Source organism: Burkholderia sp. IO2 (assembly GCF_029522185.1).
GTDB classification, from domain to species: domain Bacteria; phylum Pseudomonadota; class Gammaproteobacteria; order Burkholderiales; family Burkholderiaceae; genus Burkholderia; species Burkholderia cenocepacia.
This window is the reverse complement of sequence record NZ_JAKWFH010000026.1, coordinates 64,101-89,701: the sequence shown is the minus strand read 5'-3', so window position 1 is coordinate 89,701 and position 25,601 is coordinate 64,101. Positions and strand designations below refer to the sequence as shown.

General features: G+C 67.8%; 25 protein-coding genes. 12 read left to right on the top strand and 13 right to left on the bottom strand.

Annotated features, from left to right (window positions below; translation table 11 throughout):
• Positions 1 to 127: 127 nt before the first annotated feature.
• Positions 128 to 757, bottom strand: coding sequence for a TetR/AcrR family transcriptional regulator (locus tag MMB92_RS18460; protein ID WP_080322478.1), 630 nt, complete (start codon positions 755 to 757; stop codon positions 128 to 130).
• A 431-nt stretch (positions 758 to 1,188) separates the two neighbouring features.
• Here MMB92_RS18460 and MMB92_RS18455 point away from each other — a divergent pair, with 431 nt between their 5' ends.
• The 4 genes from MMB92_RS18455 to MMB92_RS18440 all read left to right on the top strand — a co-directional run bounded on the left by MMB92_RS18455 (position 1,189) and on the right by MMB92_RS18440 (position 6,421).
• Positions 1,189 to 2,577 (top strand): MFS transporter, encoded by a 1,389-nt coding sequence (locus tag MMB92_RS18455; RefSeq protein WP_006491205.1) that lies wholly within the window; start codon positions 1,189 to 1,191, stop codon positions 2,575 to 2,577.
• Positions 2,578 to 2,969: 392 nt separating this feature from the next.
• A complete protein-coding gene (gene uppS / locus MMB92_RS18450; protein ID WP_277562850.1) occupies positions 2,970 to 3,740 on the top strand; it encodes a polyprenyl diphosphate synthase in 771 nt (256 codons plus the stop codon).
• A 54-nt stretch (positions 3,741 to 3,794) separates the two neighbouring features.
• The gene (locus MMB92_RS18445; protein ID WP_006491212.1) at positions 3,795 to 4,874 is read left to right on the top strand and encodes a hypothetical protein; all 1,080 of its coding nucleotides are present in this window, start codon (positions 3,795 to 3,797) and stop codon (positions 4,872 to 4,874) included.
• Between the two features lie 335 nt (positions 4,875 to 5,209).
• Positions 5,210 to 6,421 (top strand): crosslink repair DNA glycosylase YcaQ family protein, encoded by a 1,212-nt coding sequence (locus tag MMB92_RS18440; RefSeq protein WP_006498979.1) that lies wholly within the window; start codon positions 5,210 to 5,212, stop codon positions 6,419 to 6,421.
• Positions 6,422 to 6,478: 57 nt separating this feature from the next.
• Here the strand turns inward: MMB92_RS18440 and MMB92_RS18435 are convergent, their stop codons facing one another.
• Both MMB92_RS18435 and MMB92_RS18430 read right to left on the bottom strand, forming a co-directional pair.
• On the bottom strand, positions 6,479 to 6,697 hold the full coding sequence (locus MMB92_RS18435; protein WP_048989428.1) for a DUF1653 domain-containing protein: 219 nt from the start codon (positions 6,695 to 6,697) through the stop codon (positions 6,479 to 6,481).
• A 57-nt stretch (positions 6,698 to 6,754) separates the two neighbouring features.
• A complete protein-coding gene (locus MMB92_RS18430) occupies positions 6,755 to 7,198 on the bottom strand; it encodes a GNAT family N-acetyltransferase (RefSeq protein ID WP_006491201.1) in 444 nt (147 codons plus the stop codon).
• Positions 7,199 to 7,357: 159 nt separating this feature from the next.
• On the opposite strand from MMB92_RS18430, the gene MMB92_RS18425 reads away from it, so the two are divergent.
• Positions 7,358 to 7,981 (top strand): HAD hydrolase-like protein, encoded by a 624-nt coding sequence (locus tag MMB92_RS18425; RefSeq protein WP_006491197.1) that lies wholly within the window; start codon positions 7,358 to 7,360, stop codon positions 7,979 to 7,981.
• 386 nt (positions 7,982 to 8,367) lie between these two features.
• Positions 8,368 to 8,946: a DUF4142 domain-containing protein gene (locus MMB92_RS18420; protein ID WP_006491198.1), complete on the top strand. Its 579-nt coding sequence runs from the start codon at positions 8,368 to 8,370 to the stop codon at positions 8,944 to 8,946.
• Positions 8,947 to 9,027: 81 nt separating this feature from the next.
• Here MMB92_RS18420 and MMB92_RS18415 read toward each other — a convergent pair whose 3' ends face one another.
• Both MMB92_RS18415 and MMB92_RS18410 read right to left on the bottom strand, forming a co-directional pair.
• Positions 9,028 to 9,627, bottom strand: a complete 600-nt coding sequence (locus MMB92_RS18415; RefSeq protein WP_006491209.1) for a GNAT family protein — start codon at positions 9,625 to 9,627, stop codon at positions 9,028 to 9,030.
• Positions 9,628 to 9,683: 56 nt separating this feature from the next.
• On the bottom strand, positions 9,684 to 10,598 hold the full coding sequence (locus tag MMB92_RS18410) for a LysR family transcriptional regulator (protein ID WP_012493476.1): 915 nt from the start codon (positions 10,596 to 10,598) through the stop codon (positions 9,684 to 9,686).
• Between the two features lie 108 nt (positions 10,599 to 10,706).
• Here MMB92_RS18410 and lysA point away from each other — a divergent pair, with 108 nt between their 5' ends.
• Positions 10,707 to 11,945 (top strand): diaminopimelate decarboxylase, encoded by a 1,239-nt coding sequence (lysA, locus tag MMB92_RS18405; RefSeq protein ID WP_006491202.1) that lies wholly within the window; start codon positions 10,707 to 10,709, stop codon positions 11,943 to 11,945.
• Between the two features lie 194 nt (positions 11,946 to 12,139).
• Here lysA and MMB92_RS18400 read toward each other — a convergent pair whose 3' ends face one another.
• Positions 12,140 to 13,027, bottom strand: coding sequence for a DMT family transporter (locus MMB92_RS18400; protein WP_006491199.1), 888 nt, complete (start codon positions 13,025 to 13,027; stop codon positions 12,140 to 12,142).
• A 125-nt stretch (positions 13,028 to 13,152) separates the two neighbouring features.
• Here MMB92_RS18400 and MMB92_RS18395 point away from each other — a divergent pair, with 125 nt between their 5' ends.
• A complete protein-coding gene (locus MMB92_RS18395; RefSeq protein ID WP_034202102.1) occupies positions 13,153 to 14,628 on the top strand; it encodes a PLP-dependent aminotransferase family protein in 1,476 nt (491 codons plus the stop codon).
• Positions 14,629 to 14,670: 42 nt separating this feature from the next.
• On the opposite strand, the gene MMB92_RS18390 is transcribed toward MMB92_RS18395, so the two are convergent.
• On the bottom strand, positions 14,671 to 16,104 hold the full coding sequence (locus tag MMB92_RS18390) for a nicotinate phosphoribosyltransferase (RefSeq protein ID WP_006491207.1): 1,434 nt from the start codon (positions 16,102 to 16,104) through the stop codon (positions 14,671 to 14,673).
• Positions 16,105 to 16,176: 72 nt separating this feature from the next.
• Positions 16,177 to 17,217, bottom strand: a complete 1,041-nt coding sequence (locus MMB92_RS18385; protein ID WP_012339666.1) for a bifunctional nicotinamide-nucleotide adenylyltransferase/Nudix hydroxylase — start codon at positions 17,215 to 17,217, stop codon at positions 16,177 to 16,179.
• 191 nt (positions 17,218 to 17,408) lie between these two features.
• On the opposite strand from MMB92_RS18385, the gene MMB92_RS18380 reads away from it, so the two are divergent.
• Positions 17,409 to 17,861 carry an SRPBCC family protein gene (locus tag MMB92_RS18380; RefSeq protein ID WP_006491214.1) on the top strand — a complete coding sequence of 151 codons (453 nt, stop codon included), beginning with the start codon at positions 17,409 to 17,411 and terminating at the stop codon, positions 17,859 to 17,861.
• A gap of 26 nt (positions 17,862 to 17,887) precedes the next feature.
• Here MMB92_RS18380 and speD read toward each other — a convergent pair whose 3' ends face one another.
• From speD to MMB92_RS18355, 5 genes are read right to left on the bottom strand one after another with little or no spacing between them, the layout of a single operon-like run.
• A complete protein-coding gene (speD, locus tag MMB92_RS18375) occupies positions 17,888 to 18,307 on the bottom strand; it encodes an adenosylmethionine decarboxylase (RefSeq protein WP_077189478.1) in 420 nt (139 codons plus the stop codon).
• Complete coding sequence (locus MMB92_RS18370; RefSeq protein ID WP_006491192.1) at positions 18,304 to 18,453, bottom strand: hypothetical protein; 150 nt, start codon at positions 18,451 to 18,453, stop codon at positions 18,304 to 18,306. The genes speD and MMB92_RS18370 overlap by 4 nt, the downstream gene beginning before the upstream one ends.
• Positions 18,450 to 19,967 carry a DUF4178 domain-containing protein gene (locus MMB92_RS18365; protein ID WP_111442779.1) on the bottom strand — a complete coding sequence of 506 codons (1,518 nt, stop codon included), beginning with the start codon at positions 19,965 to 19,967 and terminating at the stop codon, positions 18,450 to 18,452. Before MMB92_RS18365 ends, MMB92_RS18370 begins: the two co-directional genes overlap by 4 nt.
• A 9-nt stretch (positions 19,968 to 19,976) precedes the next feature.
• A complete protein-coding gene (locus MMB92_RS18360) occupies positions 19,977 to 21,017 on the bottom strand; it encodes an SPFH domain-containing protein (RefSeq protein WP_062910354.1) in 1,041 nt (346 codons plus the stop codon).
• Between the two features lie 27 nt (positions 21,018 to 21,044).
• Positions 21,045 to 21,431, bottom strand: a complete 387-nt coding sequence (locus MMB92_RS18355) for a DUF350 domain-containing protein (protein WP_277562849.1) — start codon at positions 21,429 to 21,431, stop codon at positions 21,045 to 21,047.
• 121 nt (positions 21,432 to 21,552) lie between these two features.
• On the opposite strand from MMB92_RS18355, the gene MMB92_RS18350 reads away from it, so the two are divergent.
• The 3 genes from MMB92_RS18350 to MMB92_RS18340 all read left to right on the top strand — a co-directional run bounded on the left by MMB92_RS18350 (position 21,553) and on the right by MMB92_RS18340 (position 25,575).
• The gene (locus MMB92_RS18350) at positions 21,553 to 23,067 is read left to right on the top strand and encodes a polyamine aminopropyltransferase (protein WP_080322463.1); all 1,515 of its coding nucleotides are present in this window, start codon (positions 21,553 to 21,555) and stop codon (positions 23,065 to 23,067) included.
• Positions 23,067 to 24,686, top strand: coding sequence for an NAD(P)/FAD-dependent oxidoreductase (locus MMB92_RS18345; RefSeq protein ID WP_264834815.1), 1,620 nt, complete (start codon positions 23,067 to 23,069; stop codon positions 24,684 to 24,686). The genes MMB92_RS18350 and MMB92_RS18345 overlap by 1 nt, the downstream gene beginning before the upstream one ends.
• 124 nt (positions 24,687 to 24,810) lie before the next feature.
• Positions 24,811 to 25,575: an N-acetylmuramoyl-L-alanine amidase gene (locus MMB92_RS18340; protein ID WP_060210890.1), complete on the top strand. Its 765-nt coding sequence runs from the start codon at positions 24,811 to 24,813 to the stop codon at positions 25,573 to 25,575.
• Positions 25,576 to 25,601: the final 26 nt, after the last annotated feature.

Below are 25,601 nucleotides of genomic sequence, written 5' to 3'. Positions count from 1 at the left end.
CCTCCTTTCGATGGTGAGTGGATCGGCACGAGGTCTCGTTCGCGCGCGCGTTCGTCTCGATGGCCTTCGATCGATACGCGTCATGTTGTGGTGCGAATGGGTCCGACTGTCGCACGAAACATGCATCTCAAGCAAGTTTCGATTCGCGCGATTCCCGGAGATAACCGCGCACCGCCCGCCACGCCCGCGCTTCGAGCGCGTGCGCATCGGTTTCGCCGCGCGCGCCCGCCGCATCGACGATGCCTTTCACGATCGCGAGCAGATCGTGCGCAATCACGTCGGGCGCGGCGACGCGCGGCGCATCGCGCAACCGGAGCGCATGCAGCAAGGTCGAGTGGATGCGGTCGACGACGCGCGCGTTGCGCGCACCGAGCGGCAGCCGCGCCTCCTCGAAATCGATCAGCCGCGCGAGCACCGGCCGGCGCATCTGGTGCGCGACGGCCCCGCGCACCAGCGTGCGCAGCACGTCGTCGCACGACGACAGCGCGGCCGCCCGGTCGACGTCGTCGAGCAGATGCGCACTCTCGCGCTCGACGAGCGCAGCGGTCAGCGCATCGCGGTTCGGAAAGTATTGATAGAGCGAGCCGATGCTCACGCCGGCCAGCGCGGCGACCGCGTTCGTCGTGTAACCGTCGAAGCCGTCGCGCTCCAGAATGCGCGCGGCGGCCTCGACGATCGCATCGACGGTGGCCACCGAGCGGCGCTGGCGCGGCGCCTTGCGGGGCGACAGCGGGATGCGCAAAGACGAGTCGGACATGGCGGGAATGTGCGTTTCTAGAATATGAGCAAACGCTCATATTCTAGAAACGCACCGCCACTCCGTCAAAAGGAATCGCCATGACCGGGCAGACGTCGGTCCCGCTCATCGTGTTCACGCACGCCGAATGGCGAAAGCGTGGGCGACGCGCCGCGCGAGAAGCCGTTCCCCGATCGCAATGTCGGGCGCGTCGACCGCCTGCCCGGCATCGAAAACGCACGCGCGCCCCGCAACGGCGATGCTGCGTCGTTCACCGGTCGGGCAACGCATTCGACACGCACGAGCAATGCGCCGCTTGCCCACGCGCAGTCGTTCTTTCCGCCCCATCCACAGGAAAAGACGACTGTTGCAACATGCGGAACAACTGTTGTCGTACGTGACGCAACGGTCACATTGTGGGCATAATGACGTCTTTACCGCGCGCCCAGCCCATGTCGCCCGTCTTTCTAGCACCGCTCATCGTTGCCTGTGCGTTGTTCATGGAAAGCGTCGACGCGAACATCATCGTCACCGCGCTGCCCGCGATGGCGAGGGACTTCGGGCACAGCCCCGTCACACTGAACATCGCGATCACGGCTTACGTGGTCGGCCTAGGCGTGTTCATCCCGATCTGCGGCTGGCTCGCCGACCGCTTCAGCGCGCGCGCCGTGTTCCGCACCGCGATCGGCATCTTCGTCGTCGGCTCGCTGATGTGCGCGGCGTCCAACTCCCTCGGCGTGCTCACGTTCGCGCGCTTCATACAGGGCGTCGGCGGCGCGATGATGGTGCCGGTCGGCCGCATCATCATCTTCCGCGCGGTGCCACGCTCCGATCTCGTGCGCGCGATGAACTACCTCGCGATTCCCGCGCTGTTCGGGCCCACGGTCGGGCCGCTCGTCGGCGGCTTCATCACGACCTACCTGCACTGGCGGATGATCTTCTTCATCAACGTGCCGATCGGCATCTACGGGATCTACCTCGCGAGCAAGCACATCGCGAACACGCACGAGCCCGATCCGGGGCCGCTCGACTGGTTCGGCTTCCTGCTGTCGGCCAGCGGCGCGGCGCTGCTGCTGATGGGCCTCACGCTGATCGACGGTTCGCTCACGTCGCGCTCGAACGCCATCCTCATGTGCGCGGCCGGCGCCGCGATGCTCGCGCTGTACGTGCCGTACGCGCGCCGCAAGGAGCGCCCCGTGCTCGACCTCAGTTTCCTGAAGATCCCGACGTACCACGCGAGCGTCGTCGGCGGGTCGCTGTTCCGCATCGGCCTCGGCGCGGTGCCGTTCCTGCTGCCGCTCGCGCTGCAGGAAGGGCTCGGCATGAGCGCGTTCCATTCCGGCCTGATCACGTGCGCGTCCGCGCTCGGCGGCGCGGTCAGCCGCTCGACGGCCACCCATACGCTGCGCCGCTTCGGCTTTCGTACCGTGCTGATCTACAACGCGGCGTTCGCGGGCCTCGCGATCGCCGCGTATGGCGTATTCCATCCCGGCATGGCCACCTGGGCGATCTGGATGATCGTGCTCGTCGGCGGCATCTTCCCCGCGCTGCAGTTCACGAGCCTGAATTCGATGATCTACGCGGACATCTCGCCGCGCGACGCAGGCCGCGCGACGAGCCTCGGCAGTGTCGTGCAGCAGATGTCGCTCGGCCTCGGCGTGACGGTGGCCGGCCTCGTGCTGCACGTGTCGCACTGGCTCCAGGGCCATCAGGCGATGGTGTGGTCGGATTTCTGGCCGGCATTCGTGGTGGTCGGGCTGTGCTCGTTCGCATCGATTCCGATCACGCGGCGGCTGCCGCCCGGCGCCGGCGACGAGGTCGCGCGCGGCAAGCGGGCATAGGCGGCCAACGGCCGACGCAGCGAAATCATTTTCGCCGCAATCGATCGTCCGCGTATTGCATCGCTTTTATTTTTCAATTCCGAAATTATTCAATCGCGCGAAACGCACGAGGCACTCGCCGAATCCGCATGTCGAAATAACCTCGGCCCGAAGATCGACTGCGCATCACCGCTTTCGATATCGGCAGACGCGCCGCCACGCCTGCTCGGTCGCTTGCGCGGGCGCGTCCCGATATCGGGCATGCGAACGACTTGAAAATCCGAAATCCATTGATCAATAATGATCACTCGCATCGGCGCCAATATTGTCCCCGCGCCGAATTGCAGCAGTCGTCATAACCTCCCATCCGCTGTTTCACGTTTCGATCGCTATCTCGCCTCGAAGGGGTCTCCATGACTCAAGAGCTGATTCTGCGCGCGCCGGAAACATTCATCACCGACTCGCCCGCTGCACTGGATACGGCCCGGCCGCCATTGCCGACGCATCTCGCCGTCATCCTCGACGGCAACCGGCGCTGGGCGGACCGCCTCGGCCTGCCGGCCGCCGACGGCTATCGGGCCGGCGGGCGCAACGTGCACGCGCTGCTGTCGTGGTGCGAGGAAACCGGAATCCCGTTCGTGACGCTGTGGCCGCTGTCCACCGAGAATCTCCAGCGCGACGCCGGGGAATTGCGCGACCTGCTCGCGGTGATCGGCGACGTCTTCGACGAGCTTGCCGCCTGCGGCCGCTGGCGCCTGCACGTGATTGGCGACCTGACGCGGTTGCCGCCCGCCACCGCCGAGCGCATCCGCACCGCGCAGCAACGCACGGCCCACGCGCGCGGGCTCGACGTGAACATCGCGGTCGCGTACAGCGGCCGCCTCGACCTGCTGCACGCGGTCCGCTCGCTGATCGCGGAGCATGTCGCCGCCGGCACCGTCGAACAGTTGCTCGCGCAACTCAGCCCGGAGCTGATCGCGAGCCGGCTCTACACGGCCGGCCAGCCGGAGCCGGACCTCGTGATCCGCACGTCGGGCGAGCAGCGCCTGTCGAATTTCATGCTGTGGCAAACCGCTTTCTCGGAGTTCTATTTCACGCCGACGTGCTGGCCCGATTTTGGACGCGACGATTTCGAACAGGCCATCGATGCGTACGGCAAGCGCGCGCGCCGGTTCGGCAAGTAGCGCCGGACCGTCCTTCATGACACCCGTTGTCACCCGCCATCCGCGAGGCACGCCATGTCCACCGTTGAAACCGTTACCGCCGAAGCCGCCGCGCCCGCGCTCGTGCTGCCGCACCTGTTCCACCCGTTCGACACGCCCGTGCATCCCGACGCCGACCGCGCCGAAGCCGACCTGCTCGCGTGGATGAACGGCCATGGCTTGCTCGACGATCCGCGCTGGGCCAACGGCATCCGTCACGGCAAGGTCGGCGAATACTGCTCACGCGTCTATGCGCACGCGACCTTCGACGGCCTGTGCACGACGAGCCGCGCGTATGGCTGGATCTTCGCGATCGACGACGGCCTGTGCAGCCTGCACGGCGTCGCGCGCGCCCCGGGCGAGCTCGGCGCGCTCTACCTGTGGCTGTACGAAATGATCGCCGACCCGACCGGTCATGATCCGGCGCCGCTGCGCGCCGCGCTCGCGGGGCGCCTGCCGCACCTGGCCGCGTTCCTGCCCGCCCTGCAACGGGCGACGCAGGACATCTGCGCGCGTATCGCCGCTGCATCCACACGCGTGCAGTACGCCCGCTGGGTGGCGGGAATGATGACGTTCCTGTTCTCGACGCTATGGGAAACCGGCCGGTTCGCGACCGACGTCGTGCCCGGCGAGGCCGAGTACCTGTCCGGTCGCACCTATAACGGCTGCGGCGAAGGCGCGTTCGCGCTGATCGACATCGCCGCGGGCTACGAAGCGCCCGCCGCGTTCTACGCAGACGAAGAAGTCGAGCGCCTGCGCAAGCTGTCCGGCCTGATCCTGTGCCTGTGCAACGACATCTTTTCGTATCCGAAGGAGGCCGGCGAATCGAGCAGCAATCTCGTCTGCGTCCTGATGCACGAACGCGGGCTCGCGCCGCAAGCCGCGCTCGACGCGGCGGCGGACATCCACAACGGCTATCTCGCGCGTTATCTGGATCTGGAAAAAAAGGTGCGTGCGCGCACCGACGATCGCGCGTCGCTGCGCCTGCTCGACGAGGCCCGCACATACATTCGCGGCAACTACGACTGGCACTTCGGTTCGCCGCGTTACGGTGCGGCGAAACACTACGACCTGTCCCGTGCGCTGCGGCCCGGACAGACGAGCGCTGCGACATGACCTGTCGCTCGGCGACGGATGAAAACCGGAAAAACAAAAAAATCAGCGAACATCCACACGGGGCCGGTGCACAGCCGCGTGGATGTTCGCTCAGGGCTCCGGGTCTCCCGATGGGGGTTGAGAGTCCCGGATTCGCTTCCTGCGTGCCATGGACATATGTGCGTCGGAAGCGGAATCGTTGCGCGCACTTGTCGTCGCGCCATGAACTGCACTATAGGGAAACTTGCGAAACGCATCTGTCAACCATTGTCAGACGCGTTGCAGCCGCACGTCGCACGCGCGCGCCGCTTTCGCGCTAAAGTGGTTCCCGATCGCCACCCTCGACCGTCCTGCCGATGCTCACGCTCTCGCCCGCCGCCGCCCGCGCACTGCATCTCGCCGCACAGGGCCTGCTCACGCCGCCCCGCCGCAAGGCCACCAAGTCCGACGTGCTCGACACGATCCGACGGATGGCGCAGTTGCAGATCGACACCATCCACGTCGTCGCGCGCAGCCCGTATCTCGTGCTGTTCAGCCGGCTCGGCGATTTCTCGCCGCAGTGGCTCGACGAACATCTCGCCGAGGCGCGCCTGTTCGAATACTGGTCGCACGAAGCGTGTTTCCTGCCGATCGAGCAGTTCGGGCTGATGCGCTACAAGATGCTCGATCCGTCGGGGATGGGCTGGAAATATGCGGCCGAATGGCATGCGCAGAATCGTCCCGAGATCGAACGGCTGCTCGCGCGGATTCGCGCGGAAGGCCCGGTGCGGTCGGCCGATTTCGCGCGCGAGGACGGCGTGAAGGGCAACGGCTGGTGGGACCGCAAGCCCGAGAAGCGTCACCTGGAAGTGCTGTTCACGACGGGCGACCTGATGGTGTCGGAGCGCCGCAATTTCCAGCGTGTGTACGACGTGCGCGAACGCGTGCTGCCCGGCTGGGACGATACGCGCGACCTGCCGCCGCGCGAAGCCGTGCTGCCCACGCTGCTCGACTACACGTGCCGCGCGCTCGGCGTCGTGCGCGCGGACTGGGTGGCCGACTACTATCGGCTGCCGCGCCGCTCGTACCGCGCGGAGCTGGAACGGCTGGCGGAGGCCGGCGACCTGATTCCGGTGCAGATCGACGACTGGAAGGAGCCGGCCTACGTGCATCGCTCGCTCGATGCGTGGCTGCCGGCCGCCGCGGCCGACACGTTGCGCTCGACGGTCACGACGCTGCTGTCGCCGTTCGATCCGGTCGTCTGGGACCGGCGGCGCGCGTCGACGCTGTTCGGTTTCGATTACACGATCGAGTGCTACACACCCGAGCACAAGCGGCGCTACGGCTATTTCTGCCTGCCCGTGCTGCATCGCGGCCGGCTGGTGGGCCGCGTCGATGCGAAAGCGCATCGCACGCTCGGCACGTTCGAACTGAAGGCCGTGCACGTCGAGCCGGGCGTGCGCTTCGGCACCGGGCTCGCGGCCGACGTCGCGAAGGCCGTGAAGAAACTCGCGGCGTGGCACGGCACGCCGGAGGTGACGGTCAGGCATGCACCGCCGGAACTGGTGAAGGCGCTGGCCGACACGTAACGCGCACAGGTTCGCGCGGCCGGCCCGCGCGGCGGCGTACGCGCCGCCGGCCGCGGATCAGTCGCGCAGCTTGCGAAAACGCGGCGTGCCGTCTTCGAGACTGCCGTTGAACATGGCTTCCGGCCGCACCCACAGCCCGCGCGCATGCGGCCACAGATGCTCGTAGACGACCACCGATTCCTCGGTTTCGGAATGGCGGGCAACGCCGATGTAGCGGTACAGGCCGCCCTTGTAGTGGCGGTGCGTCGCGAGCTGTTCGGCTTCCTGTTCGGTCATGGTGTGCTTCTCTTCGGCAAAAACGGAAAGCGCGTATTGTATGCGCTGCGCCGCCCGTCAGCGTGTCGTGTAGATGTCGGGGCGGCGGATCTCCATCAGCCGCTCGGGGTTCGCCGGCGGGCCGAAACCGACCGGCCGGTACAGCGCGTGCGCATCGGTCGTCGCGAGCATGATGCGGCGCAGCCGCCGCACCATCTCCTGCGCGAATATATGGTCGATCAGCGCTCGGCCGTAGCCGTTGCCGCGTTCGGCCGGCAGCACGAACACGTCGCACAGGTACGCGAACGTCGCCTGATCGGTGACGAGCCGCGCGAACCCGACGAACCGGTCGCCGACGTACGCGCCGAAGCACAGCGAACCGTCGATCGCGCGCTCGACCACGTCGCGCGGAATGCCCTGCGACCAGTACGCGTCGCGATGCAGGAAATCGAAGATCGCGTCGATGTCGAGTTCGCGCTTGTCGGTGGAAAATCTCAGCGTGGCGGGGGTGGCTGCGGGCACGTCTGTTCTCCGGTCGGGACGGAAGGCGGAGCATCGACGATACCGCGCTGGCGAGTGGCGGACAAGGGGCGCAACGATCCACCGCGGACGAACGGTCGTACTCTGCCGGCTTCGATTCGGTGACAATGTCATCGCCCGATAAACCTGCCACGCTGCATCATGACCTACCGCCTCATCGCCTTCGACTTCGACGGCACGCTCGCCGATTCGCTCGACAGTTTTCTCGCCGCGCTGTCGGAAGCGTCGCGCCTGCACGGCTTTCGCGACGCCACGCCCGAACTGCGCCCGGCGCTGCGCGGCATGTCGGCGCGCGACATCATCCGCGCGCTCGACGTGCCGATGTGGAAAGTGCCGCGCGTGACGATCGACATGCGCCGCCTGATGCAGCCGCGTGTCGCGCACGTGCGGCTGTTCCCCGGCGTCGACGAAACGTTCGACGCGCTCGCCGCGCGCGGCATCCGCATCGCGATCGCCACGTCGAATACCGAGGCGATCGTGCGCGACCGGCTCGGCCCGCGCGCCGGCGCGCGCGTCGACCATTTCGCATGCGGGATTCCGCTGTTCGGCAAGGCGCGTCGTCTGCGCGCGCTCGTTCGCGAGGCCGGCGTGCGCGCCGACGAAGTGCTGTACGTCGGCGACGAAATCCGCGATGCCGACGCGGCACGGCGTGCACGGATCGCGTTCCAGGGCGTCGCGTGGGGCTATACGGCGCCCGACGCGTTGCAGGCGCATTGCGCGACGCCGTTGCTGCCGCGCCTCGACGCGCTGCTCGAACGCGTGTAACGCGTTCGCCGCGCCACGCGCGCATGCAGCCACGGCAGCCGCCACGACAACATCACGTCGATGCAATGCGGATGACACGCACCTGCATCTCATGCATTGCATGCGCCACGCGCGCGCAAAAATTGCCGCCACCGCACGCGCATCAGGTACGCGCTACCTGCCTGCGCGCATGCCCATCGATTCGTCTTACCAACCGTTACACAAGCCACAGCACGGTTGCACCTGCTACCCGAGCGCTCTCCTAGAATCAGTCGGGCCGGGAAACACTTCGAACGCCGCCGCGGCAGAGTGGCCATCGAATCCGGCCCGGGCGCGCCCGGTCTCTCGCACAGCGACGGATCACACGATCCGTTTTTCAACCAGAGCCCCGATCGAAAGGAGGTCCCATGAACCGCTTTCCCCCCATCTCGCGCCTTGCCTTGTCTGCCGCCGGCCTGCTTCTCGTCGCCGTGACGGCGACCGCGCAAACCGCGCAACCGGCCCCCGCCGCGTCCGCCGCGCCGGCTGCCACCGCGACGCGCATCCACGAAGCCGACCAGACCTTCATCACGGACGGCACGAAAACCGTGTCGACCCAGCACGACGCCGCGCGCATCGCCGATTCGCGCACGTCGGACAGCCAGGTCAAGGCCTTCGCGCAACGCGTGTCGACCGACGATGCGAAGATCATCCAGGCGATGCGCGCGGCGAGCCCGCGCGGCGTCGACGTGCCGGCCAACGACCCGGACACGACCGTGCTGAACAGCATCAAGAGCTTGCGCGGCGCCGACTTCGACAAGGCCTACATCGAACAGGTCGCGCTCGCCGGCCAGCAAAAGGCGATCTCGGCATTCCAGGCCGAAATCGCATCGGGCCGCGACACCAAGCTGAAGGAAGTCGCACGCCAGGCGCTGCCGATCCTGCAGGCGCACTATGCAGACGCGCAGAAGCTCGCGCAGCGTCATCACCTCGCATCGGCGCAGTAACACGATGCAGCGCCGCGCATCGTGCGCGGCGCACCGCCCCCTGTCGCGTCGCCGCCTCCCCTGCCGGCGGCGCGGCACACGTTACGTCGCCAGCTTCGCGTCGAGCCGCGCACGCACTTCCGGCCATTCGTCGTCGATGATGCTGAAGCGCACCGAATTGCGCTTGCGGCCGTCCGGCATGATCCGTTCGTGACGCACGATGCCCTCCTGTTTCGCACCGAGCCGCAGGATCGCCGCGCGCGATTTCTCGTTCAGCTCGTCCGTCGTGAACTGCACGCGTACGCATCGCATCGTGTCGAACGCATAGGTCAGCAGCAACCACTTCGCTTCGGTATTCGCCCGCGTACGCTGCGCCGATTCGCTCAACCACGTATGGCCGATCTCCAGCTTGCGATTCGTGCGATCGATCTTCCAGAAGCGTGTACTGCCGATGGCGCGACCCGATGCGCGATCGACGATCACGAACGGCATCACGGTGCCGGCCGCGCGGCCCTGCAACGCCGTGTCGATGTAGGCGTCGACCGTCTGCGCGCCCGGCACGACCGTGACCTTCAGGTTCCACAACTCGCCGTCGGCTGCAGCGTCCAGCAGCGCTTGCCGGTCGGACACGTCGAGCGGACGCAGGACGACACGTTCGCCGACGAGGGTCGGTTGTTCGAGGGAAGACGATGCGTCGGTCATGACGGGATTCCGGAAAATGAGGACGATGGCGGCGAAACGCCCATCATACGGTGCCGCTAGCCGAGGTGCGCGGCGAGCCGGCGGCGGATCGCCTTCGCTTCGCCGCGCAATGCATCGGCGAACGCATCGACGAGCAGGCTCTTCGGCCGGTGCTCGGGCACGATCACGCTGACCCGGTACGGAAACGAGCGCGTCAGCGGCCGCACGTGCAGATCGCGGCCGACGAAATCGAGCGCCGTGAGCGGGTTGACGATCGCGGCCCCGAGCCCTTGCCGCACGAACGCGCACACCGACACCGCCGATGGCGTATCGACCACCGAGCGCGGCGCGACACCGAGTTGCGCGAACGCCTCGTCGATCAGGATGCGGTACGGATCGTTCAGCGACAGGCTCACGAACGGGCGGTCGGCGAGATCGAGCAAGTCGATCGCGTCCTGCGCGAGCAGCGGATGGCCGTCGGGCAGCACGCACACTTCATCGACTTCGAGCAGCGGCGTGAGCACGGTGCCGGCCGGCGCGACGTCGTGCTCGGTCAGCCCGAGGTCGTAACGCTGCGCGGTGAGCCACTCCTCGAGCACCGGCGACTCCTGCGTCGCGACCGACACGCTGACACCCGCATGCGCATCGTGAAAGCGCCGGCACGCGCCGGGCAGGATCGCGTGCGAGAACGCCGGCAGCGCGATCACCGACAGTTGCCCGTCGCGGAATTCGCGCAGGCGCGCGGCCGTCGCCGCGACGCGTTCGAGCCCCACATACGCGAGCCGCACGTCGTCGAACAGCGTGAGCGCGGCCATCGTCGGGCGCAGCCGGCCGTGCGCGCGTTCGAACAGCGCGAAGCCGACGACCTGCTCCATCCGCGCCAGTTCGCGGCTGATCGTCGGCTGCGACGTGTACAGCATCTCGGCCGCGCGCGTCGTGCTGCCGGTGACCATCAGCGCACGGAACACCTCGATATGACGGTGCGTCAGCATGATCGTATATATCAGAAATGAATCGAATGAAGATAAATCTGCATTTTACTGTATAGCCGATCAGGCGCATCATCCCGCTATCCGTTCATTCCATCCGGTTCATCCGCCATGTCTCTCGATTCCCGCCAGCTCGCGACGCTCGCGCAGCAATACGGCACCCCGCTGTGGGTGTACGACGCCGACGTCATCCGCGACCGCATCGCCCAACTGCGCCAGTTCGACGTGATCCGTTACGCGCAGAAGGCGAATTCGAACGTCCATATCCTCAAGCTGATGCGCGAAGAAGGCGCGTGCGTCGACGCCGTGTCGCTCGGCGAGATCGAGCGCAGCCTCGCGGCGGGGTTCAGCCCGGCAGGCGAACCGGAAGGCGTCGTATTCACGGCCGACCTGATCGATCGCCCGACGCTCGCGGCGGTGCTCAAGCATGGCGTGACCGTGAACGCCGGCTCGCTGGACATGCTCGCGCGCATCGGCGAGCACGCGCCCGGCCACCGCGTGTGGCTGCGCGTGAATCCCGGGTTCGGCCACGGCCACAGCAACAAGACCAACACCGGCGGCCCGCAGAGCAAGCACGGCATCTGGATCGACGACGTACCGCGCGCGATCGAGATCGTGCGCCAGTACGGGCTGAAGCTGGTCGGCATCCACATGCACATCGGTTCGGGCGTCGACTACGGCCACCTGTCGCAGGTGTGCGATGCGATGGTCGATCTCGTCACGTCGCTCGGCCACGACATCGATGCGATCTCGGCCGGCGGCGGCCTGTCGATCCCGTATCGCGACGGCGAACCGCGCGTCGACGTCGGTCACTACTTCAGCCAGTGGGACGCCGCGCGCAAGCGGATCGAACGGCATCTCGGCCACCCGGTGCGCATCGAGATCGAACCGGGCCGCTTTCTCGTCGCCGAAGCCGGCACGCTCGTCACCGAGGTGCAAGCCGTCAACCGTCGGCCGAAGCACGATTTCGTGCTGATCGACGCGGGCTTCAACGACCTGATGCGCCCGTCGATGTACGGCAGCTATCACGCGGTGTCGGTACACGCGCACGATGGCGCGCTGCCCGCCGGCCGGCCGCTCGTCGATCTCGCGATCGCGGGGCCGCTGTGCGAATCGGGCGACGTGTTCACGCAGGATGCAGGCGGCGTGGTCACGCACCGCAAGCTCGCGCAGCCGCAGATCGGCGACCTGCTGTTCCTGCACGACGCGGGCGCGTACGGCGCGTCGATGTCGTCGAACTACAACAGCCGGCCGCTCGCGCCGGAAGTGCTCGTCGATCGCGGCACGCCGCGACTGATCCGCCGCCGGCAGACGATCGGCGAATTGCTCGCGCTGGAAACGTTCGAGTAACCCGCGCCCGGCGTGACGAACGCCCAACGGCCAGGCTTGCCGCTACCGGCAGCCTGGCCGTTTTGCCTTGGGCCGCGTCATCGGGTGCAGGATCGGGCGCACGTCGCGATCACGCGTATCGGCGGCAATCGGCTTACGGCCAGCCTCGCACCGGAGGGCGTCGGCCTGATGCGCGCCCCACCGCTGCCCCTGCGTCACCCCGCACGCTGCACGGGCGCCATCTTCGAGAAGTACTTCGCGCCCGCCACGCAGCCGACCACGACGACCGTCACGACCACCATCGACGGCGGCACCGTCTCGTGCAGCAGCCCGGCCGCGAGCAGGAGGCCGAAGAACGGCTGCAGCAGCTGCAACTGGCCGACGCCCGCGATCCCGCCGAGCGCCAGCCCGCGATACCAGAACACGAAGCCGATCAACATGCTGAACAGCGACACGTACGCGAGCCCCCACAGCGCGGCGGCGTCTACTCCGTCGAACGACGCGGGCCAGGTCAGCCACGTGAGCGGCAGCATCAGCGGCAGCGACAACACGAGCGCCCACGAGATCACCTGCCAGCCGCCGAGCTGGCGCGACAGGCGCGCGCCTTCCGCATAACCGAGCCCGCACGCGACGATCGCGGCCAGCATCAGCGCATCGCCGACCACCGACGCCTGCCCGCCGTTGCGCAGCGCAAACGCGGCCACCGCGCCGCTGCCGACGATCGAGAAGATCCAGAACGGCAGCCGCGGCCGTTCCCCGCCGCGCCACACGCCGAACAGCGCGGTCGCGAGCGGCAGCAGCCCGACGAACACGATCGCGTGCGCCGACGTCACGTGCTTCAACGCAAGCGCCGTCAGCAACGGGAACCCGACCACGACACCGAGCGCGACGATGGCCAGCGACACGGCCTCGGCGCGCGACGGCCGCCGCTGCTTCAGCACGACGAGCAGCAGCAGGCCGAGCGCACCGGCGATGGTTGCGCGGGCGAACGTGAGGAACAGCGGGTCGAGCCCTTGTACCGCGACACGCGTCGCGGGCAGCGAGCCACTGAAAATGATGACACCCAGCAGGCCGCTGAGCCATCCGTCGGTCGTCTTTTGCACGGTCGATCCTGAATGGGGAAATGGATGACCGATGATCCGCCGCCGGCGAAAACGGCGTAAGCTACAGCCCAATACAATTCAGACAAACTGTACTGGACAACCGGCCGTACAGTTCATCGTTCGCCATGAACCATTCCGCCCCGATTCCCGCTCCGCCCGCGCCGTCGCGCACGCGCGTGGAAACCGTCATGGATACGTTGCGCGCGCGGATCTCGAGCCGCGCGCTGATGCCCGGCGCGCGCGTGCCGTCGATCCGGATGATGGCCGATGCGCTCGGCGTGTCGAAATCGACGGTCGTCGATGCGTACGAACGGCTCGCGAGCGAAGGCGTGCTCGTCGCCCGACGCGGTTCGGGCTTCTATGTATCGGGGCACGCACCGCCGCTCGCGCTCGCGGAACTCGGCCCGCGCCTCGATCGCGCGCTCGATCCGCTGTGGCTGTCGCGTCAGTCGCTCGAAGCGGCGCCGACGTCGGTGAAGCCCGGCTGCGGATGGTTGCCGTCGTCGTGGCTGCCCGACGAAAGCCTGCGGCGCGCGTTGCGCGCCGTGTCGCGCGACGAAGCCGATGCGCTGACCGACTATGCGACCCCGCTCGGCCTGCCCGCGCTGCGCCAGCAGCTTGCGTGGCGGCTCGCGCAGCACGGCGTCCACGCGGAACCCGCGCAGATCATGCTGACCGACGGCGGCACGCACGCGCTCGACCTCGTGTGCCGCCTGCTGCTGGAGCCCGGCGATACGGTCGTGCTCGACGATCCGTGCTACTTCAACTTCCAGGCGCTGCTGCGCGCGCATCGCGCACGGATCGTCAGCGTCCCCTTCACGCCGAACGGCCCCGATCTCGTGCGCTTCGAGCAGGTACTCGCCGAGCACCGGCCGCGCCTGTACATCACCAACGCCGCGCTGCACAACCCGACCGGCGCGACGCTCGCGCCGCCCGTCGCGCACCGGCTGCTGACGCTCGCGGCCGAGCACGGGCTGCTGATCGTCGAGGACGACATCTTCGCGGATTTCGAGAGCACGCCCGCACCGCGCCTCGCGGCGTTCGACGGGCTGTCGCGCGTCGTGTCGATCGGCAGCTTCTCGAAGACGCTGTCGGCCGCGATCCGCTGCGGCTATGTCGCCGCGCGTCCGGAATGGATCGACGCGCTCGTCGACCTGAAGCTCGCGACGTCGTTCGGCAATGCGCAGATCGGCGCGAACGTCGTGCACCGGCTGCTGATCGACGGCACGTACCGCCGCCATCTCGACAGCCTGCGCGCGCGTCTCGCGGACGCGATGGGCGAAACGATCCGGCGCCTCGCGCGGGCCGGGCTCGGGATCTGGACGGAGCCGCGCGGCGGGTTGTTCGTGTGGGCGCAATTGCCGGACGGACTCGACGCCGCGCGCGTCGCGCGTCATGCGCTGGACCATGACGTGGTGCTCGCACCCGGCGACGTGTTCAGCGCGTCGCGCAGCGCGACGTCGTACATGCGCTTCAACGTGTCGCGTTGCAAGGGTCCGGCGGTGTTCGATGCGCTGGCGCGGGCGATGGAGGCGGTGCGGGTGGTGGAGCGCGGCGGCGCGCCGGCGAATGCCGGCAGCCGTGTACTGGCCGGCAAGTGACGCGAACCTGCCGCGCAGCGGCGGGATGGCCCGCCGCCTGCGTCACACCTCCCCCGCATGCGCCCTCGCCCGGACCTCGGCGAACGACGTATCGACGAGCAAACGCCCGGTGTCGAACACCGTCTCGAGCGCCTCTTCCCATTCGCCTTCCAGCACGCGATCATCCCACGCGACCGGCAACGTCACCGTCCGATACTCGCCGGTGCGCCAATTGCGCAGCAACGTCAACCGCCCCTGCTTCGAGCGCTTGCCCCGATCGGTGACCGGATCCTTGCGAACGTCGTGCCATACGCCATCACGCCGGATGGCCGAACACTTCATCGCGAAGCGCTGCGTATCGCGGTTCACGCGCTGCAACAACGCACCGCCCATGCCGAACACGACGTTGCCGGCCGCATAGCCGGCATCGTCGAGCGCGGCGAGGATCGCCTCGATCGACTGCTCGTCGACACCGTCGCCCTGGATCACGCGCACGCGGTTCAGCACGCGCCGCCCCTTGCCGTTCACGGTCGAACCGAACGACGCGTCGAGCGCGCGCACGGTCTGCAACACGATCGTCACCGGATCGCCGGAATCGGGACGCACGACGAGCGTCGCGCCCGAATCGAGCACCGCCTGCCGCAGTTCGCCACCCCACAGATCGAGCGCGGCGAACAGATCATAGGAGTCCGACACGACCGATACGATCGCACCCGGCAAACCGAAGCGCCTGATCATGTTGCGGTACGCATCGGCCTCGCCCTCGCGCCCCCACGACGTGATCGTGCTGTGCTCGGCCGCCGGCACCGAGTAGGCGGCCATCGGCTCGCGATAGAAGCGGTTCGCGGCCAGCACGCCGAGCACCGTGTCCGAACCCATGAAGTTCACGAGGTGCGCGGCGCCGCCGATCGCGGCCGACTCCGCGCTCGACACGCCGCGCGCGCCGAAGTCGTGCAGCTTGAACGGCAGTTGCGCGAGATCGTCGTCGGTCCGTTCGAGGAAGCGGCGAATCGTCTGCCGCAGGTGCCAGCTGCGGGTCGCCACCGTCACCGGATACCAGATGCGCAACAGCATCGTCTCGAGATACGACGCGAGCCAGAACACCTGCGGATCGTCGCATTCGACCGTCATCAGCACGTTGTTCACCGGCACGATCGAGCCTTCCGGCACCGCGCGGATCCTCACCGGCAGGTAACCGTCGTAGTGCTCGACGACATAGCGCCATCCTGCTTCGTTGAACGGCTCGCCGTGCACCGTGAAGAAATCGCGCGCGTCGTCGATCATCGCGTGCGTGACCGGCTTGCACAGGTACTGCTTCAGCAGCATCTGCAGGCCGAAGAACAGCGTGCGGTCGTAACGGCCGCCGCGCGATTCGACGTACGAGAACATCGCCGATGCGTCCGGCGGATACTGCAGGAAGTGGGAAGCCTTGTACGAATCCGTGTTGAGAATCGGATTGGCGAGAACCGCGGCAAAGCCGCCGGGATCGTTTTGCATGGCTAGAGCTCCTCTAGGCCGTTGAAGTGCCGCCGCGTCTGTCGCGGCGGACCGATGCGGGGAATCAGCGCGTCACAGCTTCCCCAGGAAGTGATACGCGATGTCGAAGTGATCCTCGAACATCACGTTGCGCATCTGCGCGAATTCGTTGAGCGGGACCCAGCGCGCCTTGTCGGCGTCGTCGCTGCCCTTCACGCGCGGCAACTCGCCGGTCGGGAAGTTGAACAGGCACGCATGCGTGATCGTGCGGCCACGCAGCGAACGCGTCGGGTGATCGAACACCTGGCGATCCTTGATCGAGCCGCGCAGCACGGGTTCCGGCAGCTTGAGGCCGGTTTCCTCGCGCAGCTCGCGGATGCACGCCGCATCGAGCCGCTCGTCCTGGTTCACGAAGCCGCCCGGCAGCGCCCACAGGCCGCGGCCCGGTTCGCTGCGGCGGCGCACGAGCAGGATATGCCCCGAGTGCACGACCACCGCGTCGACCGTCACGAACGTGACGGGATACGGCGCGGCCGCCCACGCCTTGCGATACGCGGCGATGAATTCGGCTTCCGACTTCAGTTGCGCGAATTCCGGCTGCGTGCGAAAACGCTCGAGCCAGCCGAACACGGGTTCCGGCACGGCCCACTGCACGAAGCTGTTGGTGCGTTCGGCGAAATACTGGTCACGGATCTCGGTGGCGGAAATGTCTTCCGTCGCATCGACGTCGACGAGCTCCCATTGCGGGAACATCCGCAGGTAATACGAGGTGGCGTCCTTCTCGTGGCCGATCAGCCCGACCTTGCGTTGCGCGACGTCGCCGAGCGCGACGGCCACCGCATCCTGCACCCAGCGCACCCAGTCGCCGTCGTTGTAGGTCGAATCCTGCAGCGGGGCAATCGTCACGCGATCGCGCTCGGACGCGTCGAGCAGCGAAGCCAGCATCTGGCGACGCTCGTCGAACGAGAACGGATCCTTGATGGTGCGGGGCTTGTCGGTCGATCCGATCAGCACGCACACGCGCTCGGCCCGGCTCAGTGCCGACTTCAGCACGTTCAGGTGACCACGATGCGGAGGCTGGAAACGACCAATGAAAACGAGCGCGTCGAAGCGCCGGTTCTGTTGCGTACTCATGAGGCTCCCTCAAGAGATTGAAACGCTCCGGGTCTGTCCCGAAGGGTTGAGATGAATCCTAGGGGAATTCCCGAGGGACGTCAATCGAGCTGATTCGAGCCCGCGCTCGACTTGACGAAGTCTGACGAAACACGCGTTATTGGCGAGTTACACTCGATTTCATCCCAATCCGCGCCACGGCGCCCGCCCTCATGAGGATCTCCGTCAGCCGGACCGTCGGCGTCGATCGCAGACGCCTGTTCACGTGGTCGCAGGACTACGGGCGGCGGCTCGTCTGGGACAACTTCCTCATCGATGCCTATCTGCTCGACGGCACGACCGCCGACGTCGGCGTCGACGCGTTCTGCCGCAGCCAGTCGGGCGCGACGATGGTGTCGCGCTACATCTCGTACCGTCCGCCGCAGGTCGCCGCCGTCGAAATGGTCGAAGGGCCGAAGGTGCTCGAACGCTTCAGCGGCAGCTGGAACTTCACCGAGCGCACGGCCGGATCGACCGAGGTGAAGTTCACGTACCACTTCCGCGCCCAGCCGTCCTGGCTGCGCTGGCTGCTCGAACCGCTGATCGGCGCGTTCTATCTCGTGCAGACCCGCCGGCGTCTCGATTCGTTCAAGCGCTGGGCCGAAGCCGAAGCACTGCCGCGCTGACCGGCGTAAGCCGGCTGCGCCATCGGCTATTTGCCAGATTCGCCGAAGCCGGGGAAACGCCGGGCGGCCGCCAGCCCGCCGCGCGCCACCTGCTGCCGGACCTGCGCGTGCGTGCCGAGCGCCGCAGCGATCGCATCGACCGCGTCGGCGGCACGCGCCGCGCCGCACATGAACGCATCGACGGCCGCGAAGCGATGCTCGGGCCACGTGTGGATCGTGATGTGCGACTCCGCCAGCAGCACGACGCCCGTCACGCCATGCTCGCCGCCGAAATGATGGAAATGCGCGCCGATCACGCGCGCGCCGGCCCGTTGCGCCGCATCGGTGAGGATTGCTTCGAGCCGCGCGGCGTCGCGCAGCAGCGTCGCATCGATGCCGGCCAGGTCGGCCAGCACGTGCGAGCCGAGCGCCGCGTCCGGCGACACGATCCCGTCGCGTGCGGTCATTTGTGCGACCCGTACGACGAGTAGCCGCTGCGCGCCGACGAACTGCCCCACCCGCCGCCGCCCGAACCGCTGCCGCCGATCGAAGAACAACTGAACAGCGTGACGACGATCAGGCCGTAGATGCCGTAGAGAATGTACCGGATCACGCGTTGCCCCCGTCCGGCGCAAACCGTTTCCACAGCCATTCCGGCAGCCACAGCACCAGCAGGCCGACCAGCACGTAGACGGAGCGGCCGGTGAACGAGAACAGCGAGCCCATGTTGAAGATCACGAGCAACGCGCTGAACATGAACGGCAGCGGCGCGAAACTGTGCGGCCCCTTTCGGCCGAACAGGCCCATCGATTCGGTGGCGCCGGCGGCCGCCGGCGTGGCCGCCGCGAGCGCGGGCGTGCCGAAGCGCTCGGCGAGCGCGCCGGCCGACAGCGGGCGCGCGCGCGACCAGACGATCTCCGCGTCACTGCGCTCGCGCGTGAGCTTGTCCTTCTGCCAGCCGTAGTCGATGATCGACGTGCGATCGCCCGCCTGCACGCGCCAGTTGAATGCACCGACCACGTAGACGACCTCCGATTCGTATTCCTCGCGCAGCCGGTAGGTCTTGCCGTCGTCGGTCACGTTGCCGGATTCGCCGCCGATCGTCGGCCAATGGTCGAGCACCTGCACCCGTTCCCAGCGCCCGTCGCTCTGCACGAGCCACAGGAAGCCGCGTTTCGGGTTCAGCAACAGGTACTCGTCCCACGTCTCGTCGTCGCCCGGCACGCGGCAGCGCATCATGCCGATCACCGTGTACTTCACGCCGTCGAACGTGCCGATCGCGCCGAGTTCGAGCGCGCCCTTCACCGATTCGAGCTTGCGCCGCGCCGCGAACACGGTCTGCTGCTCCGCCGTGCACTGCACGCCCGCGTGACAACTGCCGCACACGACGTAGTCGGCCACGTTCGGTGCATACGACAGCGGCGCGCCGCAGCTCGGGCACGCGAACGGCACCAGCTCCGCGCCGCGCTTGTCGCGCGTATCGTTTTCGGTGTCGCGCAGCCCGGTGAACGCGAGCGCGTCGAATTCCAGCGCCTCGCCCGCATAGACGGCCGGGATGCCGCCGTTCGGTTCGGCGTCGGAATAGTCGTAGGTCGCGAATGCATTGCCCGTGCGCAGGTCGGCGACGCGCGCCTCCCAGCCGGCATCGACGCGAAACGGCAGCTCGCCGTCGCCGCCCGTGCAGCGCGCGGTGCGCACGTCGGACACCAGAAACGCGCGGCCGCCGTGGTCGATCCGCATGCCCGGTTCGAGCGAGTCGAATGCGGGCCACGCGCGGCCCGACGCATCGTCGGGTTCGCGCACCGTGATCGCGTACTGGCCCGACGCATCCGACAGCCAGCCGAACGCGCCGTCGTCGAACACGACGTACCACTCGCTCCATGCACCGGCGTCGTAGGTCATCTGGATGCGCCCGAGCACCGTGAATGCGCGCTTGTCGTAGCGGCCGGCCGTGCCGATCTGGATCGGCGACGCATCGTCGAGCACCGTGGCCAGTTCGCCGATGCGCTCGACGTCGGCGCCGCGCTTGAGCAGCGTGCTGCGACAGAACGCGCAGACGGCCATTACCGCCGCGGCCGAGCGAAACTCGACCGGCGCGCCGCACTGGGGGCACGAGGTACGGAACATGCGCGACGCTTACCGGGTGAGCTTCGCGAGGATCTCGGCCTTCGCGCGCGAATATTCGTCTTCGGTCACGAGGCCCTTGTCGAACAGCACCTTCAATTGCTCGAGCCGCTGCACGTAATCGGTGCTCTCGGTCGGCGCGGCGGCCACCGGCGCGGCAACGGGCGCGGGCGGTGCGGCCTGTGCCGGTTGCGCGGCGCCCGCGATCTGGCCGGCCATCGCCTGCCCGATCGCCGCGCCCGCGGCGAGCCCCGCGCCGACCCCGGCGATGCCGCCCGGGTTTTGCGCGGCGAGCGGAATCGCCTGCGCGGTCTGGTATTGCGTGGCGCGCGCGAGATCGCCGGCCATCCCGGCACCGATCCGCAGGTCGAGCGCCTTCTGCAGTTCGGCCGGCAGCGACACGCTCTCGACCGCGAACGCGTCGAGCGCCAGCCCGTAGCGCGTGAACACCGGCACCAATGCCTCGGCGACACGCTGCGACAGCAGCGACTGGTTCGCGGCCATGTCGACGAACGGCACGTCGGCCGAGCCGAACGTGGTGCTCATCGCGGTGACGACCAGGTTGCGCAGTTGCTGCTCGAGATCGTCGACCGTGTATGCCGCGCGCGTGCCGCTGACCTCGCGATGGAACGCGGCCGCATCGACGATCCGATACGAGTAGATGCCGAACGCGCGCAGTTGCACGAAGCCGAATTCGCGGTCGCGGATCGTCACCGGCTGCGCGGTGCCCCAGCGCCGGCCCAGTTGCAGCCGCGTGCTGAAAAAGTAGACGTCCGATTTGAAAGGCGACTGAAAGAATTTGTCCCAGTTCTTCAGGTTCGTGAGCACCGGCAGCGTGCGCGTTTCCAGCGTGTAGAGGCCCGGCTGGAACACGTCGGCGACCTTGCCTTCGTTGACGAAGATCGCGACCTGCGTTTCGCGCACGGTCAGCTTGCCGCCGTACTGGATTTCCTGGTCTTCCATCGGATAGCGCCAGGCCAGCACGCCGTCGGTGTCTTCCGTCCATTGCAGGACGTCGATGAACTGCTTGCGGATGAATGAACCCAGACTCATGTCGGTCTCCTCGGAACGCGTGGCGCGTCAGGTCAGGCAGGCGGCATTGATGATGCCGACGACGAGCGACGCGGTGCCCATCAGGCCGCCCATCGCGACGTTGCGATCCTCGATCGCATGATTCATGCCGGGCATCACGCGCGTCAGCACCGCGTAGGCGATCAGTTGCACGATCATCGCGCCGATGGCCCAGATCACGACTTCGCCGAGCGTCGCGTTGTGCGCGATGCTGGACGCGAGCGTCAGGCAGAAACCGATCAGTGCGCCGCCGAACGACAGCGTCGCGGCCGCGTTGCCGTCGCGGATCAGCGCCAGTTCGTCGAACGGGGTGACCTTCAGGTACACTGCCGCGAACATGAGAAGCAGCACGAACGCCGACAGTAAATGAACCGCATAAAGATAGGCACTATTCATTCTTTTCCTCGGATTTTGTGCTCGGTTCGCCGCCCCGTCGCCGGCCGGCCCGCACGGGGCCGCCAGACGAAAATCCGCGCCAGTATATCCACATTGCCGAACACTGCACAACGGATGCGCGATGCTGCATAAGCGCGCGCTCGTCCTGTCGATTCTCGTGCTCGCGTCCTGCGGGCTCGGCTACGAACTGATCAGCAGCGCGCTGTCGAGCTACCTGCTCGGCGACTCGATCCTGCAGTTCTCGTCGGTGATCGGCTGCTACCTGTTCGCGATGGGGATCGGCTCGTGGCTCGCGAAGTTCGTCGAGGACGACGACGTGCTCGACCGCTTCGTCGACATCGAGCTGCTCGTCGGCCTGCTCGGCGGCGTGTCGGCCGCGCTGCTGTTCGTCGTGTTCGCCTGGCTCGCCGCGCCGTTTCGTGCGGCGCTTTACGCACTGGTGCTCGCGCTCGGCCTGCTGATCGGGATGGAGATTCCGCTCGTGATGCGCGCGTTCCAGCAGCGACGCCAGGCGTTCCGCCATACCGTCAGCGAGGTGCTGACCTTCGACTATCTCGGCTCGCTGGCCGTGTCGCTGATCTTCCCGCTCGTGCTCGCGCCGCGTCTCGGCCTGCTGCGCACGAGCTTCCTGTTCGGCCTCCTGAACGCACTCGTCGCACTGTGGACCACGCACCTGTTCCGCGACGAGATCCGCAACGTGCGCGGCAAGCTGATGCGCGCATCGCTCGTGATCGGGCTGCTGGTCGCCGGATTCGCGCTGTCGGACCGCATCACGCACTGGGCCGAGCACGGCGTGTACGGCGACGAGACGATCTATTCGGAAACGACGCCGTACCAGCGCATCGTGCTCACGCAATGGCACGACGACATGCGGCTGTACCTGAACGGCAACCTGCAATTCTCGTCGCGCGACGAGCACCGCTATCACGAAGCGCTGATCCACCCGACGATCGAGGCGCTGCCGTGGGCGAAGCGCGTGCTCGTGCTCGGCGGCGGCGACGGCCTCGCGGTGCGCGAACTGCTCAAGCACCGCAACCTCGAACAAATCACGCTCGTCGATCTCGACCCCGCGATGACGAAGCTGTTCTCGACGTCCGTGCCGCTCGTCAAGCTGAACCAGGGCGCGCTGAAGGACCCGCGCGTGCACGTGATCAACGACGACGCGGTGCGCTGGCTCGAATCGAATGCCGACGTGTACGACGCGATCGTCGTCGATTTCCCCGATCCGACCAACTTCGGGCTCGGCCGCCTGTACTCGGTGCCGGTGTTCCGGCTGCTGGCGCGCCACCTGTCGGAGAACGGCTACACGGTGATCCAGTCGACCTCGCCGTACTTCGCGCCGCACGCGTACTGGACCATCATCGCGACGCTGCACGAAGCCGGGCTCAACACGTGGCCATACCACTGCTACGTGCCGTCGTTCGGCGACTGGGGTTTCGTGATCGCCGGCAAGCGCCGCGACTTCACGGTGCCGACGCATTACTCGGTGCCGACGCGCTGGCTCGATACGCAAACGGCCGCCGAGATGTTCCACTTCCCGGCCGACATGCCGGCGCTGTCGATGTCGCCGAACGAACTCAACGACCAGCCGCTCGTGCGCCGCTTCGACGACGACTGGAAGCACGTGCTGCGCTGATGGATCGCCGCACGTTCCTCGTCGCATCGGCGGCCGCGTCGCTCGCCGCATGCGGCCGCACCGGCTGGATCGAGACGACGCCGCGCGTCGACTACCCCGGCATGCGCGAAGGCCATGCGCTGCGCGACCATGCCGCGCTGCCCGCGCCGTCCGGCACGATCGACACGGATGTCGCGATACTCGGCGCCGGCGCGGCCGGGCTGTCGTGCGCATGGCAGCTCGCGCGCGCGGGCCATACGCGCTTCACGGTGCTCGCCGGCCCCGAATTCGGCGGCAACGCGGCCGGCGGGCGTTTCGGCGCGCTCGGCTATCCGAAGGGCGCGCACTACCTGCCGCTGCCGTCGCTCGAATCCGCGCATCTGCGCAACATGCTCGCCGATCTCGGCGTGATCGAATCTGCGCCGTTCTCCGCGCGCCCCGTGTACGACGAGCGTGCACTCGTCCACGCACCGGATGAACGCCTGTTCATCGATGGACAGTGGCAGGACGGCATCGTGCCGGCCACCGGCCTCGACGCCGACGCGCTCGCGCAGCAGGCGCGCTTCTTCGCGTACACGGACGGGCTGCGCACCGCGCGCGGCGCCGACGGCCGCAAGGTATTCTGCATCCCGATCGCGGAATCGTCGCGCGACCCGCGCTGGCGCGCACTCGACCGGCGCTCGTTTCGCCAGTGGCTGCACGACGAGGGTTACACCGCGAAGGCGCTGCACTGGTATCTGAACTACTGCTGCCGCGACGATTACGGCGCCGGCTACGAGCATGTCTCCGCCTGGGCCGGCCTGCACTATTTCTCGTCGCGCGGCGGCCATGCGGGCGATGCGAGCGACGGCGCGGTGCTGACCTGGCCCGACGGGCTGCACACGATGGTGACGAAGCTGAGCGAGTCGATCGCCGCGCGCACCGGCTCGAACACGTGGTCGCGCGATGGCTTCGCGGTGCGCGCGACCGAACGCGCGGGCGGCGTCGACGTGCTGTGCGCACGCGTCGGTCACGACGGCACGCTGTCGACGTTCACGCTGAAGGCGCGCCGTGTCGTATGTGCGATGCCGCTGTTCGTCGCGGCGCGCGTGTTTCCGCAGCTTGCCGCGTACGGTTTCGAACCTGCGCGCGACTTGCCGCCGCGCGCGCCGTGGCTCGTGTCCAACTTCCTGCTCGACGGCATGCCGGCCGAGGAAGCCGGCGTGCCGCTCGCGTGGGACAACGTCGTCTACGACGGCGCCGGGCTCGGCTACGTCGTGTCGACGCACCAGTTGATCCGGATGTCGCCGCCGACGCGCTCGGTGTTCTCCGCCTATCAGGCATTGAGCGCGCAAACGCCGGACGATACGCGCCGCTGGCTCGCGCAGGCGAAGCCCGACGCATTGCGCGAGCAGGCGGCGATCGACCTGCAGGCCGTGTACGGACGCGAGCTGTGGAAGCATGCGACCGCGCTCGAGATCACCGTCCGCGGCCATGCGATGGCCACGCCCGACGTCGGCTTCCTGAGCCGGCCGGGGCTGCTCGCGCTGCGCGATGCCGACGGCCCCGTCGTGTTCGCGCATGCCGACCTGTCCGGACTGTCGCTGTTCGAGGAAGCGTCGTACTGGGGCATGCTGGCGGCACATCGCGTGCTCGCCTGACAACCGTCGCGCGTCATTGCGGCGTCGCCGCCACCCGCTATAATCGCGCGACATTCCGACTGCATTGAGCAGGCCGACGGCGGCGCGCCGTTCGACGCGCCGTCCGCCCCTCTCGACAACAACAATGACGAACCGAACCTTCCGACGCCTTCGCCCGCTCGTGCGCGCCGCCGCGCGCATGCTCGCGTGCGCCCCGCTGCTCGGCGCGCCGCTGGCGCTGCACGCGGCCGACACCGCGGCCACGCCCGTTACCGAGCCCGCGTCCGGCCGCTACATCGTCGTCGACACCGGTCATACGCCCGCGCATCCGGGCTCCACCGGCGCCAGCGGCCGCGTCGAATATCTGTACAACCTCGACCTGTCCGGCGCCGTCGCCGACAAACTCGCCGCGCACGGCGACCGCGTGCTGCGCACGTCGGCGGACGGTCGCGAGATCGCGCTCAATCAGCGCTCGACGCAGGCGCCCGACGCGAACCTGTTCGTGTCGATCCATCACGACTCGATGCAGCAGCAGTTCATCGACGCGGGCCGGCAGCGCGAATTCCGCGGCTTCTCGGTGTTCGTGTCGGAGCGCAATCCGCACTATGCGGAGAGCCTGCGTTGCGCGAAGGCGATCGCCGAGCGGCTGGTCGCGGCCGGCGAACGGCCGTCGCTGTATCACGCGCAGCCGATCCGCGGCGAGAATCGTCCGCTGATCGACCCGCAACTCGGCATCCACCGCTTCGACGATCTCGTCGTGCTGCGCACCGCGCCGATTCCGGCCGTGCTCGTCGAAGCCGGCGTGATCGTCAATCCGGACGAAGAAGCGCGGCTCGCGCGCCGCGAGACGATCCAGCGCCTGTCCGCCGCGATCGCGGGCGGCATCGACGCGTGCACGACGCCCCAATAACGACGGTCTCGCCCGTCGCGTTCAAC

Excerpts from the sequence above, each read along its gene's own strand:
- MMB92_RS18455 (WP_006491205.1), top strand. The coding sequence starts at position 1,189 with ATGTCGCCCGTCTTTCTAGCACCGCTCATCGTTGCCTGTGCGTTGTTC.
- MMB92_RS18390 (WP_006491207.1), bottom strand. The coding sequence starts at position 16,104 with ATGCAAAACGATCCCGGCGGCTTTGCCGCGGTTCTCGCCAATCCGATT.
- MMB92_RS18380 (WP_006491214.1), top strand. The coding sequence starts at position 17,409 with ATGAGGATCTCCGTCAGCCGGACCGTCGGCGTCGATCGCAGACGCCTG.
- MMB92_RS18360 (WP_062910354.1), bottom strand. The coding sequence starts at position 21,017 with ATGAGTCTGGGTTCATTCATCCGCAAGCAGTTCATCGACGTCCTGCAA.
- MMB92_RS18435 (WP_048989428.1), bottom strand. The coding sequence starts at position 6,697 with ATGACCGAACAGGAAGCCGAACAGCTCGCGACGCACCGCCACTACAAG.
- lysA (WP_006491202.1), top strand. The coding sequence starts at position 10,707 with ATGTCTCTCGATTCCCGCCAGCTCGCGACGCTCGCGCAGCAATACGGC.
- MMB92_RS18345 (WP_264834815.1), top strand. The coding sequence starts at position 23,067 with ATGGATCGCCGCACGTTCCTCGTCGCATCGGCGGCCGCGTCGCTCGCC.
- MMB92_RS18420 (WP_006491198.1), top strand. The coding sequence starts at position 8,368 with ATGAACCGCTTTCCCCCCATCTCGCGCCTTGCCTTGTCTGCCGCCGGC.
- MMB92_RS18445 (WP_006491212.1), top strand. The coding sequence starts at position 3,795 with ATGTCCACCGTTGAAACCGTTACCGCCGAAGCCGCCGCGCCCGCGCTC.
- MMB92_RS18460 (WP_080322478.1), bottom strand. The coding sequence starts at position 757 with ATGTCCGACTCGTCTTTGCGCATCCCGCTGTCGCCCCGCAAGGCGCCG.
- MMB92_RS18355 (WP_277562849.1), bottom strand. The coding sequence starts at position 21,431 with ATGAATAGTGCCTATCTTTATGCGGTTCATTTACTGTCGGCGTTCGTG.
- MMB92_RS18385 (WP_012339666.1), bottom strand. The coding sequence starts at position 17,217 with ATGAGTACGCAACAGAACCGGCGCTTCGACGCGCTCGTTTTCATTGGT.
- MMB92_RS18365 (WP_111442779.1), bottom strand. The coding sequence starts at position 19,967 with ATGTTCCGTACCTCGTGCCCCCAGTGCGGCGCGCCGGTCGAGTTTCGC.
- MMB92_RS18415 (WP_006491209.1), bottom strand. The coding sequence starts at position 9,627 with ATGACCGACGCATCGTCTTCCCTCGAACAACCGACCCTCGTCGGCGAA.
- MMB92_RS18395 (WP_034202102.1), top strand. The coding sequence starts at position 13,153 with ATGAACCATTCCGCCCCGATTCCCGCTCCGCCCGCGCCGTCGCGCACG.
- MMB92_RS18410 (WP_012493476.1), bottom strand. The coding sequence starts at position 10,598 with ATGCTGACGCACCGTCATATCGAGGTGTTCCGTGCGCTGATGGTCACC.
- MMB92_RS18440 (WP_006498979.1), top strand. The coding sequence starts at position 5,210 with ATGCTCACGCTCTCGCCCGCCGCCGCCCGCGCACTGCATCTCGCCGCA.
- MMB92_RS18340 (WP_060210890.1), top strand. The coding sequence starts at position 24,811 with ATGACGAACCGAACCTTCCGACGCCTTCGCCCGCTCGTGCGCGCCGCC.
- MMB92_RS18425 (WP_006491197.1), top strand. The coding sequence starts at position 7,358 with ATGACCTACCGCCTCATCGCCTTCGACTTCGACGGCACGCTCGCCGAT.
- MMB92_RS18350 (WP_080322463.1), top strand. The coding sequence starts at position 21,553 with ATGCTGCATAAGCGCGCGCTCGTCCTGTCGATTCTCGTGCTCGCGTCC.
- speD (WP_077189478.1), bottom strand. The coding sequence starts at position 18,307 with ATGACCGCACGCGACGGGATCGTGTCGCCGGACGCGGCGCTCGGCTCG.
- uppS (WP_277562850.1), top strand. The coding sequence starts at position 2,970 with ATGACTCAAGAGCTGATTCTGCGCGCGCCGGAAACATTCATCACCGAC.